Annotated in this window: 12 protein-coding genes; 2 read left to right on the top strand and 10 right to left on the bottom strand. The window is 46.0% G+C overall.

From position 1 onward, the window contains the following. Positions 1-90 precede the first annotated feature (90 nt). The 4 genes from EUBC25_RS11560 to EUBC25_RS11545 all read right to left on the bottom strand — a co-directional run bounded on the left by EUBC25_RS11560 (position 91) and on the right by EUBC25_RS11545 (position 5,526). Positions 91-1,920: an ABC transporter ATP-binding protein gene (locus tag EUBC25_RS11560; RefSeq protein WP_230105632.1), complete on the bottom strand. Its 1,830-nt coding sequence runs from the start codon at positions 1,918-1,920 to the stop codon at positions 91-93. Between the two features lies 1 nt (position 1,921). Next, on the bottom strand, positions 1,922-4,201 hold the full coding sequence (locus tag EUBC25_RS11555) for an ABC transporter ATP-binding protein (RefSeq protein WP_230105631.1): 2,280 nt from the start codon (positions 4,199-4,201) through the stop codon (positions 1,922-1,924). A 28-nt stretch (positions 4,202-4,229) separates the two neighbouring features. Continuing rightward, positions 4,230-4,730, bottom strand: a complete 501-nt coding sequence (locus EUBC25_RS11550; RefSeq protein ID WP_230105630.1) for a MarR family winged helix-turn-helix transcriptional regulator — start codon at positions 4,728-4,730, stop codon at positions 4,230-4,232. A 190-nt stretch (positions 4,731-4,920) separates the two neighbouring features. After that, the gene (locus EUBC25_RS11545; protein ID WP_230105629.1) at positions 4,921-5,526 is read right to left on the bottom strand and encodes a nucleotidyl transferase family protein; all 606 of its coding nucleotides are present in this window, start codon (positions 5,524-5,526) and stop codon (positions 4,921-4,923) included. A 196-nt stretch (positions 5,527-5,722) separates the two neighbouring features. On the opposite strand from EUBC25_RS11545, the gene EUBC25_RS11540 reads away from it, so the two are divergent. Beyond that, positions 5,723-6,397 (top strand): Crp/Fnr family transcriptional regulator, encoded by a 675-nt coding sequence (locus EUBC25_RS11540; protein WP_230105628.1) that lies wholly within the window; start codon positions 5,723-5,725, stop codon positions 6,395-6,397. Positions 6,398-6,433: 36 nt separating this feature from the next. Here the strand turns inward: EUBC25_RS11540 and EUBC25_RS11535 are convergent, their stop codons facing one another. From EUBC25_RS11535 to EUBC25_RS11525, 3 genes are read right to left on the bottom strand one after another with little or no spacing between them, the layout of a single operon-like run. Beyond that, positions 6,434-7,126 (bottom strand): site-2 protease family protein, encoded by a 693-nt coding sequence (locus tag EUBC25_RS11535; RefSeq protein WP_230105627.1) that lies wholly within the window; start codon positions 7,124-7,126, stop codon positions 6,434-6,436. A 2-nt stretch (positions 7,127-7,128) separates the two neighbouring features. Next, complete coding sequence (ftsH, locus tag EUBC25_RS11530; protein ID WP_230105626.1) at positions 7,129-8,955, bottom strand: ATP-dependent zinc metalloprotease FtsH; 1,827 nt, start codon at positions 8,953-8,955, stop codon at positions 7,129-7,131. A gap of 11 nt (positions 8,956-8,966) precedes the next feature. Continuing rightward, positions 8,967-9,392, bottom strand: a complete 426-nt coding sequence (locus EUBC25_RS11525) for a hypothetical protein (RefSeq protein ID WP_230105625.1) — start codon at positions 9,390-9,392, stop codon at positions 8,967-8,969. Positions 9,393-9,618: 226 nt separating this feature from the next. On the opposite strand from EUBC25_RS11525, the gene EUBC25_RS11520 reads away from it, so the two are divergent. Then, on the top strand, positions 9,619-10,164 hold the full coding sequence (locus EUBC25_RS11520) for a TetR/AcrR family transcriptional regulator (protein ID WP_230105624.1): 546 nt from the start codon (positions 9,619-9,621) through the stop codon (positions 10,162-10,164). Between the two features lie 26 nt (positions 10,165-10,190). Here EUBC25_RS11520 and EUBC25_RS11515 read toward each other — a convergent pair whose 3' ends face one another. From EUBC25_RS11515 to EUBC25_RS11505, 3 genes are all read right to left on the bottom strand, one after another. Beyond that, positions 10,191-11,204 (bottom strand): P1 family peptidase, encoded by a 1,014-nt coding sequence (locus tag EUBC25_RS11515; RefSeq protein WP_230105623.1) that lies wholly within the window; start codon positions 11,202-11,204, stop codon positions 10,191-10,193. A gap of 35 nt (positions 11,205-11,239) precedes the next feature. Then, a complete protein-coding gene (locus EUBC25_RS11510) occupies positions 11,240-13,876 on the bottom strand; it encodes a heavy metal translocating P-type ATPase (protein WP_230105622.1) in 2,637 nt (878 codons plus the stop codon). A gap of 119 nt (positions 13,877-13,995) precedes the next feature. Beyond that, positions 13,996-15,057 carry a ribonucleotide-diphosphate reductase subunit beta gene (locus EUBC25_RS11505; RefSeq protein WP_230105621.1) on the bottom strand — a complete coding sequence of 354 codons (1,062 nt, stop codon included), beginning with the start codon at positions 15,055-15,057 and terminating at the stop codon, positions 13,996-13,998. Positions 15,058-15,157: the final 100 nt, after the last annotated feature.

The following is a 15,157-nucleotide window of genomic DNA, read 5'->3' as shown; positions in this document are numbered from 1 at the left end:
ACATCATTTATCCGCCAAATGGAATACAATGCAAAATAAAAATTCCTGCAGACGGCACTGTTTTCAGTGCTGCGCCGCTGCAGGAATTTTTTATGCACTCTTTGCAAACTGTGAATTGTACAGTTCTGCATAGAATCCGTTCTGTTCCAGCAATTCTTCGTGTGTTCCCTGTTCCACAATATCTCCGTCTTTCATGACCAGGATCATGTCCGCATCCCTGATTGTGGAAAGACGGTGAGCGATGATAAAGCTGGTCCGTCCCTTCATCAGATTGTCCATGGCTTTCTGGATCCGCACCTCTGTCCTTGTATCTACCGAACTTGTTGCCTCATCCAGGATCAGGATCTTCGGATCTGCCAGGATTGCTCTTGCAATCGTCAGAAGCTGTTTTTGTCCCTGGGAAACATTACTTGCCTCCTCATTGAGCACCATATTATATCCGCTTGGAAGCGTCTGTACAAACCGGTGCACATAAGCCGCTTTCGCCGCTTCCACCACATCCTCGTGGGTAGCATCCAGCTTTCCGTAACGGATATTTTCCTCAATAGTGCCGTTAAACAACCAGGTGTCCTGCAAAACCATGCCGAACATTTTTCTTAGTTCTCCCCTGTCAAAATCCCTGATATCATGACCATCCACCTTAATCGCTCCACTGTTCACATCATAGAACCGCATCAGAAGTTTTATCATCGTCGTCTTTCCGGCTCCTGTCGGTCCCACAATGGCGATCTTCTGTCCCGGCTCTACCTTGGCATTAAAATCATTGATGATGATATGGTCCGGATTGTATCCGAAGTGCACATGGTCAAATTCCACCCGGCCCTCCAGATTCTCCGTGGATACCGGGCTTTCAGGCGAAGGCTCTTCCTCCTCCTCTTCGAGAAATTCAAACACCCTCTCGGAAGCTGCCGCCGTAGACTGCAGCATATTGGCAACCTGTGCTACCTGCTGGATCGGCTGTGTAAACTGGCGGACATACTGAATGAAAGACTGGATATCTCCCACCTCAATCGTATTCCTGATCGCCAGATATCCCCCCAGGATGGACACCGCCACATATCCCAGATTTCCCACAAATTGCATAACCGGCATCATCATACCGGAGAAAAACTGTGATTTCCAGGCAGACTGATACAAAATGGTATTTGTCTCATTAAACTCCCGGATAATGTCTTCTTCTTTATTGAAGGCTTTCACGATGTTATGACCACTGTAAACCTCTTCTACCTGACCATTAATGTGTCCCAGATATTCCTGCTGGTCTTTGAAATACCGCTGGGAATGCTTGACGATCACAGAAATCAGTCCCATGGAAACCGGAAGGATTAAAAGGGCAATGAGTGTCATCAAAGGGCTGATGCTCAGCATCATAACAAGTACGCCGATGATGGTCGTCACTGATGTAATGACCTGTGTAGCACTCTGATTCAGGCTCTGCCCCAGAGTGTCAACGTCATTTGTAATACGGGAAAGAATCTCTCCATGAGTCATTTTATCAAAATAGTTCATAGGCATACGGTTGATTTTTTCCGAAATTTCTTTTCTCAGGCGGTAAGTCATCTTCTGTGAGATTCCTGTCATAATATAGCCCTGTATAAAGGAAAGTATAGCGCTGACACAGTAAAGCCCCATCGCCCCAAGCAAGATCTGCCCTACTTTTCCGAAGTCAATCCCGGATCCTCCTGACACTTTGCTTACCAATCCGTTAAAAATCTCTGTCGTTGCTTTTCCTATAATCTTAGGTCCTGCTATATTAAAGGCTGTGCCTCCGATGGCAAAAATAGCTACAAACAGTATAGCAATCTTATACTTTCCCATATAATCCATCAGTTTTTTCATGGTGCCTTTAAAGTCTTTTGCCTTTTCCCCCGGCGCCATGTGGCCGCCCATATGTCCATGTCCTCTTTTTCCTGGTGCCATCCTAGCCCACCTCCTTCATGTCATTTTCCAGTTCCTTCTCAGAGAGCTGTGAAGATGCGATCTGATAATAGGCCTCGCAGTTTTTCAACAATTCCTTGTGGGTACCGATGCCGGCGATTTTTCCGTCATCCAGGACAATAATCTGTTCTGCATGGAGAATGGTGCTGATCCTCTGGGCAACAATAATTACTGTGCTGTCTTTTGTCTTCTTGTTAAGAGCATTACGGACTGCCACATCTGTTTTATAATCCAAAGCGGAAAAGCTGTCGTCAAAAATATAAATCTTTGGATGTTTCGCCACCGCTCTGGCAATGGACAACCTCTGCTTCTGTCCTCCGGAAACATTGGATCCACCCTGCGAGATCGGACTTTTGTATTTTTTCTTTTTATTTTTAATGAATTCTGTTGCCTGCGCGATCTGTGCTGCTTCTTCCATTTCTTCCTCTGTCCCGTCCGGATTGCCATAAAGGATGTTGGACGCAATATCACCTGAAAACAGAATACCTTTCTGCGGCACATATCCCAGCTCGCTTCTTAACTTATGCTGTGTAATGTTCCGGATATCATGGCCATCCAATAAGATCCTTCCCTTTGTCACATCATAAAATCTGGGGATCAGATTTACCAAAGTTGTTTTACCGCATCCGGTACTTCCGATAATCGCTGTCGTCTGCCCCGGCTTTGCAGTAAAATTCAGATCTTCCAGTACATCTTCCTCTGCTCCCGGATAGCGGAAGGATACATGATCGAATGTGATCTCTCCCCGGCAGTCCTCTATTTCTTCCGGCTGATCCGGATCCAAAATCATGGTATTGCTCTGAAGCACTTCATCGACACGCTCGGCAGATACGGCAGCTCTTGGAAGCATGACAGAAATCATACAGATCATAAGGAAGGCCATAATGATCTGCATAGTATACTGGATAAATGCCATCATATCTCCCACCTGCATTGTACCGTCGTTAACGCTGTGAGCGCCGTTCCACACGATCAAAACAGAAATCCCATTCATGATAAGCATCATGACTGGCATCATAAAAGTCATGGCACGGTTTACAAAAAGATTCAGCTTTGTCAGATCCGTATTTGCCCTGTCAAACCGTTTTTCTTCATGCTCCTCTGTATTGAATGCCCTGATAACCTGCAGACCGGTAAGGATCTCTCTGGAAACCAGGTTAAGGCGGTCTACCATTTTCTGTACGATCTTAAATTTCGGCATTACAACAAGGAACAGTATAATTACAACTGCAAAAATCAGTCCCACTGCCAGACCAATGATCCATGACATATCCACATTGGTATTGAACACCTTCCAGATACCGCCGGCAGCGATAATAGGTGCATACAATACCATCCTTAAAATCATGACTGTCAGGATCTGTATCTGCTGAATATCATTGGTGCTTCGGGTAATCAGCGAAGCGGTAGAAAAGGTATCAAACTCATTGTTGGAAAATCCTACAACCTTGTGGAATACCTTTTCTCTTGTCTCCCGTCCCACACTTGCTGCAACCCTGGACGCCATCAGACCTACCAAAATGCTGGCCAGCATTCCAAGAGCGGCAAGCGCCAGCATTTTGCCTCCGGTGCTTAGGATATAACTGTTCTGTATGGCATCCATATCCAGTCCCAGATTTTCATAAACAGAACGGATATAGACTGTGGCCGCCTGTTCCACAATGGTGTCCGGCATATCCTTAAGTCCCTCATCCATCTGGCTTACCATCTCATCCCTCTGGGCTGCATCCATCATGGAAAACATCTCAAAGACTGTCATGTCATTTGAAATTTGTACAGGCATTTTTGCCTGTCCCTGCTGAAGCGGCATCGTCTGTTGCATTTGCTGCTGCATCTGCTCCTGCATCTTTTCTTCCATTTGTTTCGTCATATCACTGTCAGATTCGAATCCCGAAACAAGAAGCATTGGTTTTCCCAGTATATCAGAAAGTTCCTGCGCCTTATCCACCTGTCCGCTGATTTCGTCTTTTAAACGGTACACCGTTCCATCGTAATCATAATCCCTGTCTTTGCTGACCTCATACGCATTCTGTACTTCTTCCTGGTCTTTCGATGGGACAAACAAAAGAAGCTTGTTTAACTCCTCCTCTGATATTTCCTCCGGAATTGTCTCATCAACGCCGCCCTGCTGAATACCAATATTTACAATATCAGAAGTATAGGACGGAAGGGACAGATCACAGTATGCCTGCACCATCAATATACATAAAATCAAAAAAACAGTCCCTGCATAAGGCTTCAGGAACTTAAACAGCTTTCTCATAAACTTATGTCTCTCCTTTTTGTCATGATTATTCCTCTTTATCCTGGGGATACATCCGGCTGATAATACAGTTCATATCCATTCCATCCATTTCTTTGGATTTCAGGATATTTTCTTCCATCTGCAGTAAAAATCTCCGAAGAAGAAGCTTCTCTTCCGGCAAAAATCCCCGAAACATGATTTCCTCTATCTGGCGGAATACTTTCTTCATGTCATCAATACATCCAGTCCCCTTTTCCGTCAGGTGAATCCTGATTTTCCTCTGATCCAGTTCATCCGGCTGTTTTATCACATAGCCTTTCTCCTCCATTTTCCTAAGAGCAACCGTCATGGACGGCGGTGTGATCCCGATTCTGGCGGCCAGCTCTCTCTGTGTCAGATTCCCACGATGGCTCAGTGTGAACAGAATACCTGCCTGCCCCGGATTCAGATCAAAATGCTCCAAAAGATGTATTGCCTGATACTTTGTCAGATGAAGAAGCTGCTGCAAAATCATCTGAACAGGAGCATTTCCGTTCTCCAATTTCATTTCGCACCTCCCTATTAGTTAGATGTCTAACGGTTATTTTAGTAGTGTTGATCACTAAAGTCAACGTATAAAGACTAATTTTTATTATCTTCTTATACTTTTCACAAAAAATTTATTAAATATCTAATCAAAAAATGCAATTTGGCACGTAACACTTTTAAAAAATGTTACGTGCCATGTTATTTTTTTATCAATCTATATCTTCTTCTGCTATTTTGCTTTTCGCATCCGGTTCTCCCTGTACCAGGTGAAGATGCCGGATTCTCTCTTCCAGCCCCCGCTCCACAATGTACTGATATACGCTCTTGGGAACCAGATGCTCCCACTCCTCTCCGGTGGCAATACAGCTTCTCACCCATGTGCCGGTCACTCCGGCTTCTTCCTTTGTCCGCCTCCAGAGTACTTCTGTTTTCAGCCCCAGGCTGTTTAAGATTTTCAGCTTTTCTTCTTCCCAGCCGTCGCAGATTCCCAGATAGTACACGCCATCCTCCGGGACGTACTGTGTAATATACTCCGGGCGGTTAATGGGAAACGGCATGATCTCATACTCTGATGCCGGCACTCCAAATTCTTCCATAGCCAGGCGTATCATCTCATACCGTTCCAGATAGGTCAGCGGATTTGCGCCTCTTGTGGAGCGGTTCTCATCGTTGACCGATTCCCGTACATAGGACGGGTCCGGATTGGTGATCCCAATATATAACTTTTGACACCGCATTTTTGCTGCCAGCAGATATTCCATATGTTTCAGGTGCAGAACCTGAAACCTTGCATTTACAACCCCTTTTTCTACCATAGCTGATTCTCTCCTCCTGTTTTCTTCTTCCCAGTATACTCTGCCTGGCAATGAAATGCAACCAGACACACTCTCCCTTACAAATACAGCCGGAAATCTCACCCGATTACGGTTGCCAGGTTCCTTTTCCTATATTAAAATAATATATAACGCCAGTAAAGGGTGATTCCATTCAAGATAAAAAGGAGGTCTCTTTATGCTTCAAAGTGAGCAGCAGACTTATATTGAAACTTCTCTTCCCTTTTGGGATAAACTGACTTCTTCCGAAAAAAATATCGTGCTGCAAAATGCAGCCTTTTCTTTCTATAAAAAAGGAGAATCCATTCACAGCGCCGAGTACAAATGCCTCGGGCTTCTCCTTGTAAAATCCGGTTCACTCCGCGTATATATTCTATCTGAGGACGGCAGAGAGATTACGCTGTACCGTATCCAGGAAGGGGAACTCTGTGTCCTTTCTGCTTCCTGCGTTCTTCAATCTATCACATTTGACGTATACATTGACGCTGTGACAGACTGTGAACTGCTTCAGATCAGCTCTTCAGCCATTGCACTCCTGATGCACGACAACATCTATGTGGAAGCCTTTGCATACCGCGCAATTACAGAACGATTCTCTGATGTCATGTGGGCAATGCAGCAGATTCTGTTTATGAGCTTTGACCGGCGCCTCGCCATCTTCCTCCTGGATGAATCTGCTTCCTTAAAATCCGATGAACTCCATATGACCCACGAAGAGATCGCCCGGCTGATGGGAAGCGCAAGAGAGGTCGTCACCCGCATGCTGAAATATTTCTCTTCAGAGGGATATGTGGAACTGTCCCGGGGTATGGTAAAACTCACAAACAAAGCCGCCCTGCGGCGGCTTTGCTGATCTTCTATTCAAATAAAGAAAAAGGCTTTTGTACGATTACACATATGTGCCGCCAGAAGGAACTACAGCTCCTCCGGAGTCAATTCCCATCAACGCGCTGACGATCGTCCACATAAGACGGAAAAGCCAGTTTCCCACGGAGTTCATGGGATAACTTAAGGCTCCGCTCATCAGAAGGACTACCAGGATCAAAGTCCGGTAGGGGCGTATTCTCGCGTAAAAATATGCCACTTTTGGGTAAATCTGTTCCAGTACATTGGAGCCGTCCAGCGGCGGAAACGGGATCAGATTGAACACGCCAAGACCGATATTCATCTGCACAGAATAGTAACAGAGCAAAAAAACTATCTGCGCAAACGCCGAGTCCTCTCCTCCGTATACCGCAAAGAGCATGCACAGCACGAGAGACAGAAAGGCTATAATAAAGTTCATAACGGGTCCCGCAAGGGACACCAGTATGATTCCTTTCCTTCTGTCTTTATAGTATCTGGTATTGATCCTTACCGGTTTTGCCCATCCCACATGGAAGAAGATGAGGCAAAGCGTTCCCGCCAGATCCAGGTGCTTCAGCGGATTCAGGGACATTCTCCCTTCAAGCCTTGGAGTGGGATCTCCCAGTTTTTCAGACACCCACCCATGTGCATATTCATGAAATGTTATAGCGATCAGAATGACCGGAACTGTATAAAGCAAAGTCCGCAGCTGTTCTAAGTAGTATTGAAACATCATTTCTATTCATCCTTTTTGAGTAAAATCTTCATAAATTCTTCCCCGGTTATGGTCTCCCTCTCATAGAGATACTGTGCGATCTCATCCAGCTTCTTTTTGTTTTCCCGAATGATATTCGCAGCTTTTCCATATTGTTCTTTTACCACATCTACTACCTTTTTGTCAATTTGTGTCTGAGTTTCCGGGGAACATGCAAGTGAAGTATCACCTCCAAGATACTGGTTCGTCCGGGTTTCCATGGCCACCATTCCGAACTCCTCATTCATTCCGTATCTTGTGATCATGGCTCTCGCAAGCTTTGTCGCCTGCTCAATATCATTGGATGCTCCTGTTGTAATAGAATGAAATACTATTTCTTCTGCCGCCCTTCCTGCTGTCAGAGTTGCGATCTTATTTTCAATTTCTTCCTTGCTCATCAGATAATGATTTCCCTCATCTACCTGCATAGTATATCCGAGGGCGCCGGATGTACGGGGCACGATCGTAATCTTCTGAATCGGAGCAGACTGTGTCTGCATTGCTGCAACGAGGGCATGGCCTACTTCGTGGTAAGATACGATCAATTTCTCTTTGTCTGTCAGAATCGCATTTTTCTTCTGGTATCCGGCAATGACAACCTCAATACTTTCTTCCAGATCACTCTGTGTTGCAAACTTTCTTCCCTCTCTCACGGCCCGAAGCGCCGCCTCATTGACAATATTTGCCAGTTCCGCCCCTGAAGCTCCCGAAGCCATACGCGCAATTTTATTAAAATCTACATCTCCGGCAACTTTTATCTTCTTGGCATGTACTCTTAAAATGTCCTCCCGCCCTTTCAGGTCCGGAAGTTCAACAGGTACTCTTCTGTCAAACCGGCCCGGTCTTAAAAGTGCCGGATCCAGAGATTCCGGTCGGTTTGTGGCAGCCAGTATGATAACGCCGGTATTTTCCTCAAATCCGTCCATCTCTGTCAGCAGCTGATTCAATGTCTGCTCTCTCTCGTCGTTTTCTCCGATCTGTCCATCCCTCTTTTTACCGATGGCGTCAATCTCATCAATGAATACAATACAGGGAGCTTTTTCCTTTGCCTGACTGAACAGATCTCTCACCTTTGATGCCCCCATCCCCACAAACATTTCCACAAATTCGGATCCTGAAATAGAAAAGAAGGGAACACTGGCCTCCCCTGCAACTGCCTTGGCAAGCATGGTTTTTCCTGTTCCCGGAGGGCCTACAAGAAGGATCCCTTTCGGCATGGAAGCCCCAATTTCTTTATATTTCCCGGGATTGTGCAGATATTCCACAATCTCCGTCAGATTTTCTTTCGCTTCATCCTCCCCTGCCACATCTGTAAATTTGATCCCTTCCGTAGAATTCACATAAATTTTGGCATTACTTTTTCCCATGCCAAACATCATGGAATTAGCTCCCCCTGCCTTTTTAGTAAGTTTACGGGACATATACTGTCCGATCAGAATAAAGATTACCAGAGGAATGATCCAGGAAAGCAGCGCACTTAAAACCGGAGAGGTCTGGCGGATTTCTTCCCCATAAAACGAAATTCCCGCATCATACAGTCTCTGAGTCAGCTGGTCGTCCTCTACCATAGCGGTCTTATAGACTGCTGTCTCGTCCTCGTCTGTAAACAAAATAGTATTTTCCTGCTGCTGGATCTCTACCTTTCCTATCTTTCCTTCTTCTGTCATAGATATAAATGTACCATAGTCTACTTCTTTGATCTGTCTTTCTGAAATCCATGGCATTGCCAACAGATTAAAGAGAAGCAGTACAATAATAACAATCGTATAGTAATAAATCAGTGGTTTCTTCGGTGATTTTACCTGCTGCATATTTTTCCCTCCTACTGTTCTTCGCATTTCATCTGTGCGTCAATGGCTGTCAGCGCTGCTAAGAGAGCGTGATTCATTGCCTGTACGGCAAAATCAATACTATATTCCGCATACAGCGTCTTTGCCTCTGCTTCTTTTTCTACTGTAGTCCCGTCCCCTCCTATGTCGTCTGCTATACTGTCAATAAGCTCTTTTGTGCGGTTCATATATTCCAGCTGTGCTTCAGCCAGCTTATATACCGCCCGGGAACGGCATCCTTCCATCCTCTGTTCCAGTATATACCTTTGCTTATCACACTCATTCCGCATCTGGCGCATTTCCTCCAGGATTCTTCGATGATCCTCATTCTGGCAAACTTTCATTCTTCCCTGAAACTGCTCATACTGACATTCCAGTTCATAAAGCTTTGCCGCAAAAATGCCCTGACCGATCTTCATGCTTCATCCCTCCGTTTCTATTATTTACTTTATCACCTTCTTTTTTCTTCTTCCATTATCAATCTTTTTCAAATGACTAGACAGACTGCTGCATCTGTAAAGAAGATATCTGGACAGCTCTTTTTTTCTATGTTATGATTTTTCATATTGATGGAGGGCGGGAAAATAACACAGATATAAAAGCAGCTGTTGTCTTTCAGTGCTTTTACAACAGGAGGAAGTATACTTGACTGAAAATTTGAAAGAAAAAATTGCCCATACCTTTCTCGAAATGACTGGCAAAAAAGGCATAGACAAAATCACAATTAAAGACCTGGTAGAGAAATGCGGTATTTCCCGTCAGGCCTTTTACTATCATTTTCGCGATATCCTTGATGTTATCGAATATATACTCCAAAGTTCAGCTGATCGTCTTATGGAATGCTGTCTGTCTGCACCCTCTGTCCAGGATGCTCTCTATCTGTTTGTAGACTTTTCCATCGAAAATCATACTTTTATCCAGCGCCTCTTAGACTCCCGTCAAAGGGACAGCATGGAAAACTTACTTTTTCACACTTTCCGCAGTTACATGGAAGAAATGTATCAAAACAAAGCCTCTGAAATCCCCATCAATTATCATGATTTGAAAGTAGCTTTGGATTTCTATACTTACGGCATTGCCGGGCTTTTAATGGAAAATATCAGCCGGAACACCTTGGACAGAACGGTTCTTGCAGATCAGATGTACCGTCTTCTGGCCGGACAGATCATACTCTTCCCTACCGAGAAATAAAATGTTCCGGCTCTATACTTTTCCGATTATTTTATCCTTTGTAAAATATCTTCCGCAGCCGGTACTCCGTGCAGGCTCTTTGCCGAAAGGACCGCTCTGTTTACCGCATTTTCCATTGCATGGACCGCAAGGAGACTTACCATATCTACATTGGCATTTATCCGGCTGCTTCCAACTGCTGCCGCATAAATGCTGTCGCCGTCAGCAGATGTATGCACAGGGCGGATCGTTCTGGCATATCCGTTATGGGAAGCAGATGCCACTCGCTTTAACTGCATTTTATTCAGATCTGCATTACAGATGACGATTCCAATGGTGGTGTTTGCGGTAAAGAGATTGTCCCCTTCCTGCTGCGCAATGCCGGACAGCAATGCCTGCTCGCCATCTTCGAATCCGTCTCCTTTTCCATTCCGCATGCCTGCTATCTTCTCATGAGTCTTACTGTCATAGATGTCTCCCAGAGCATTTACCACAACAAGAGCTCCTACTTTCAATTCTCCTGCCTGCACAGCGTAGCTTCCAAGACCTGATTTCATCATCCGTTCTGCTCCCATAGCCTTTCCGACAGTAGCTCCTGTTCCTGCACCTACATTTCCCATTGCAGTCCTTTGATCCCTTTCGTAAGCATCCTGGCAGGCCAGATATCCCATCTGAAGATCCGGACGCACATCGGCACGCCCGATCCCCAGATCATAAATACAGGACTGGCAGATCAGGGGAACCTTGGCGTACCCGGTCTCAAATCCGACTCCTTTTTCTTCCAGAAATTTCGCTGCGCCGCATCCGGCTTCCAGGCCAAAGGCGCTTCCTCCACTCAGTACGATGGCATGGATCATCTCTGTGGAAGCCAGCGGCTCCAGAAGAGCGCTCTCTCTGGACGCCGGTCCTCCTCCTCTTATATCTACAGCCGCTGCCATTCCTTCTTCGGCAATCAGAACAGTACAGCCTGTCACTGCCTCCTCGTCGGAAGCATGTCCGATCCGTATTCCCTCAAATTCTGCAAGGGAAATCTCCTTTGTCTTAAATGATTCTTCTTTCATTATACGGTCATTCCTTTCTGCTCTGGGTCCTTCTCTTACTCTGCCGTGCAGCTTACCGGTTCATAGCCGGCTTCTTTCACCGCGTCCATCAGAACCTGATCAGCCACATCTGCCGACAGCTCTACTTCCGCCTGCTTTTTGTCAAGATCGACCTGGGCGCTTTTTACGCCTTCTACTGCTGCAAGTGCTTTTTCCACATGCATTTTACAGTGTGCACACATCATACCTTCTACAATCAGTTTCTTTTTCATGACCATACTTCCTTTCTCATTTTCATCTTGGTTTTTATTCTGCATATCCACGTCAGCGGCCTCCATATCTGCGCCGGCTGCCTCCTGAATCTTGCTTTCTCTTTCATTTTCGGTACGGCTGGGCCCAAAAAGCCGGAGCCTTAAGGCATTGGTAACAACGCACACAGAGCTTAGGCTCATGGCTGCCGAACCGATCATCGGACTTAGGCGAAGTCCGAAAGCCGGGAACAGTGCTCCGGCCGCCACGGGGATCCCCAGAATATTATAGAAAAATGCCCAGAAAAGATTCATGTGTATATTGCGGATCACCGACTTGCTAAGTTCAATCGCGGTCACCACATCCTGAAGAGAATCCTTCATCAATACCACATCAGCTGATTCAATGGCAATATCCGTACCTGCCCCAATGGCAATACCGATGTCTGCCCGTGTCAGAGCCGGCGCATCATTGATTCCGTCTCCCACCATGGCAACCTTATGCCCTCTCTCCTGATAAGAGCGGACACACGCCTCCTTTTCCGTCGGAAGCACATCAGACACAGCTTCTTCAATATCCAGCTCCTGGCGGATCGCTTCAGCAGTCACCTTGTTGTCTCCGGTCAGCATGACAACATGAAGACCCATTTCCCGGAATTGCCGGATTGCCTCACGGCTGGAATCCCGGACGGTATCTGCCACAGCAATAATGCCGGCGGCGCATCCTTCTCTTGCGAAAAGAAGAGGTGTCTTTCCCTGAGATGCAAATTTCTCCATCTTGTTTTGCACTTCTTTGGCGTCCACTCCTTCTCCCAGCGCCTGCTCTTCCTTCATAAACGCCAGATTCCCGGCTATATAGCTTTGTCCCTTTACCTCTGCACGAACTCCCCGGCCGGCTGTTGCTTCAAAATTCTTAACTTCCGGAATGGCCACCCCATCTCTTTTTGCCTTCTCCACAACTGCCTGTGCAAGAGGATGTTCGCTCCCTGCTTCCACCGCTGCTGCCTGAGCCAGAAATTCCTGTTCTTCCATACTCTCATCTAAGAGTTCAATGTCTGTCACCTGGGGATGTCCGGAAGTGATCGTTCCCGTCTTATCCAAAATGACCGTATCGATGGAGTGAAGATTTTCCAGACTTTCTGCTGATTTCACTAAAATACCGTACTCCGCCGCTTTTCCGGTTCCTACCATGATAGCCACGGGCGTTGCCAGTCCAAGGGCACAGGGGCAGGAAATCACCAGAACTGCTATGGCATTGGAAAGAGCAAATTCAAAGGTCTGGCCAGCCAGGATCCACACCACAGCTGTCAAAACAGCAATTCCGATCACCACAGGAACAAAAATGCCGCTGACCTTATCAGCCATTCTTGCAATCGGGGCTTTGGAATTTCCCGCTTCATCCACCAGACGGATAATCTGGGAAAGAGTAGTATCCTCCCCTACTTTAGAAGCCTGGAACCGGAAGGTTCCGTTTTTATTTATGGTGGCGGAAATCACTGTATCGCCGGGCTGTTTCTCCACCGGTATACTCTCGCCTGTAATCGCCGCCTGATCCACATAGCCATACCCCTCTGTCACAATACCATCTACCGGTATGCTCTCTCCGGGGCGTATCACTACTGTGTCACCTGCCGCTACCTGCTCTGCCGGAATTGTCATCTCTTTGCCGTCCCGGAGGACCACTGCATTTTTCGGCGCCAGATCCACCAGCTTTCCAAGAGCATCCGAAGTCTTGGATTTCGAGCGGGCTTCCAGATATTTTCCCACTGTCACAAGGGTCAGTATCATCGCTGAAGATTCAAAGTAAAGGGCATGTGCGTACTCGTGCACCAGTGCCATGTCCTGATGACCGAATCCATACGCCATGCGGTACATGGCAAACAGTCCGTAAACCAGAGAGGCACCCGATCCGATGGCTACCAGCGAGTCCATATTGGGAGCGCGCTTTACCAGTGCTTTCAGCCCTACTTTGTAAAATTTTCGGTTCAGTACAAGAATCGGAATCGTGAGAATAAGCTGTGTCAGAGCTGAGATCATCGCATTTTCCATACCTGTCAATATGCCAGGTACCGGAAGTCCCATCATCGCTCCCATGGCTACATACATCAGCGGAATCAGCAGAATAACCGAAGCGGTCAGACGTACTTTCATACTCCGTCGTTCCTCCTCAGCCCGGCTTTGCCGGCTCTCCCATTCACTCCGGAATCCTCCGGACCGGTCTTTTGCATCCGCCCCTGTCAGGGAGGCGCCGTAGCCAATTCCCTGCACGGACTGCAGAATCGTTTCTCTATCCAGTTTCGTCTCATCATAACGAACTGTCATCTGATTGGCAAGGAGGCTGACATCTACCTCCTCCACCCCTTCTAATTTCTGTACACATCGGGTTACATTTGCCTGGCAAGCTGCGCAGGTCATCCCGGTAACATTATATTTTTCTTTCTTCATCTGCCAGGGTCTCCTTTCTTTCATACCCCCTAGTGGTATTTCCTCTATATTATATACCCTGCCAGCGTATTTTGCAATACTTCTTCTGTGTATTTTTTGAAAACCATTCTCACTTTATTTTACAGATCATCTACCAATGCTGTTGATTTGGCATAAGCTGTTGATCTTGCCTCAAAAAAGTCTGTCTTTACCATATTGGCATTGGAATACTGGGATACCCATTTCATGGATTCCGGCTCTTTCTCCTGATCAGGATACAACACCTCATATCCCAGAGAAGTCCACCTGAGATTTCCCAGATACTGTATATAATCTGTCACCATCTGTCTGTTCAGCCCGGGGATGTCATCGCCGATAACATAATGTCCCCATGCGATTTCCTGTCTCACGCCTTCCTTCAGAAGCTCCCGCAGCTCATCTACCATCTCATCTGTAAACAGCTCCGGATGTTCCTTGCGAAGCTCCAGAATGATACTGCGGAACAGCCACAGATGTGTATTCTCATCCCGGTTGATGTAGCGGATCTCCTGAGCAGATCCCGGCATTTTCCCGTTTCTTGAAAGATTGTAGAAGAACATAAATCCGGAATAGAAATACACGCCCTCCAGAACATAATTGGCCATCATAACCTTAAGCAGCGTCGCAGCATCCTTTTTTTCCTGAAACAGATTATAACAGTTTCCGATAAACGTGTTTCTTGCCAGAAGGTGCTCATCGGTTTTCCACTGATATAAAATATCCATCCTCTCATCCGGTGAACAGATACTGTCCAGCATATAGGAATAAGACTGTGAATGAACGCATTCCTGGAAGGTCTGAATATTCAGACACAGATTTACCTCATTTGCCGTAATATACTCTCCTACACATGGAAGATTGGCTGTCTGGATAGAATCCAGAAACACAAGAAAAGAAAGGATCTTATCATAGGCCTTTCTCTCCTGGGGAAGCAGCTTATGATAATCTTTCAGATCCTGAGATAAATTGATCTCCTCGGGAATCCAGAAATTGTTCATTGCCTGACGGTACCAGTCTGATACCCACGGATATTTCAGATTATTATAATCATTGAGATTTGTCGTATTTCCGGCGATCATCCGCCTTTTTAACACTTCCGTATCCCCATTTGGATTAAACAACGGTTTATGGGGAAGCGGTTTTGTTACATCAAATTCCTGCATTTTTCTTCCTCCTACTACAATATATTTATGGTTAATACCCCTTACATCCAGTAAGGAATTATCCATCTTGTTGCTTAAGCTGTTAGAATGAGTATGGCAA

Origin of the sequence: Claveliimonas bilis (assembly GCF_020892095.1) — a bacterium.
GTDB lineage: Bacteria > Bacillota > Clostridia > Lachnospirales > Lachnospiraceae > Claveliimonas > Claveliimonas bilis.
The sequence above is the reverse complement of the archived record's forward strand: the minus strand, read 5'-3'. Positions and strand labels throughout refer to the sequence as shown.

Excerpts from the sequence above, each read along its gene's own strand:
- EUBC25_RS11560 (WP_230105632.1), bottom strand. The coding sequence starts at position 1,920 with ATGGCACCAGGAAAAAGAGGACATGGACATATGGGCGGCCACATGGCG.
- EUBC25_RS11555 (WP_230105631.1), bottom strand. The coding sequence starts at position 4,201 with ATGAGAAAGCTGTTTAAGTTCCTGAAGCCTTATGCAGGGACTGTTTTT.
- EUBC25_RS11550 (WP_230105630.1), bottom strand. The coding sequence starts at position 4,730 with ATGAAATTGGAGAACGGAAATGCTCCTGTTCAGATGATTTTGCAGCAG.
- EUBC25_RS11545 (WP_230105629.1), bottom strand. The coding sequence starts at position 5,526 with ATGGTAGAAAAAGGGGTTGTAAATGCAAGGTTTCAGGTTCTGCACCTG.
- EUBC25_RS11540 (WP_230105628.1), top strand. The coding sequence starts at position 5,723 with ATGCTTCAAAGTGAGCAGCAGACTTATATTGAAACTTCTCTTCCCTTT.
- EUBC25_RS11535 (WP_230105627.1), bottom strand. The coding sequence starts at position 7,126 with ATGATGTTTCAATACTACTTAGAACAGCTGCGGACTTTGCTTTATACA.
- ftsH (WP_230105626.1), bottom strand. The coding sequence starts at position 8,955 with ATGCAGCAGGTAAAATCACCGAAGAAACCACTGATTTATTACTATACG.
- EUBC25_RS11525 (WP_230105625.1), bottom strand. The coding sequence starts at position 9,392 with ATGAAGATCGGTCAGGGCATTTTTGCGGCAAAGCTTTATGAACTGGAA.
- EUBC25_RS11515 (WP_230105623.1), bottom strand. The coding sequence starts at position 11,204 with ATGAAAGAAGAATCATTTAAGACAAAGGAGATTTCCCTTGCAGAATTT.
- EUBC25_RS11510 (WP_230105622.1), bottom strand. The coding sequence starts at position 13,876 with ATGAAGAAAGAAAAATATAATGTTACCGGGATGACCTGCGCAGCTTGC.
- EUBC25_RS11505 (WP_230105621.1), bottom strand. The coding sequence starts at position 15,057 with ATGCAGGAATTTGATGTAACAAAACCGCTTCCCCATAAACCGTTGTTT.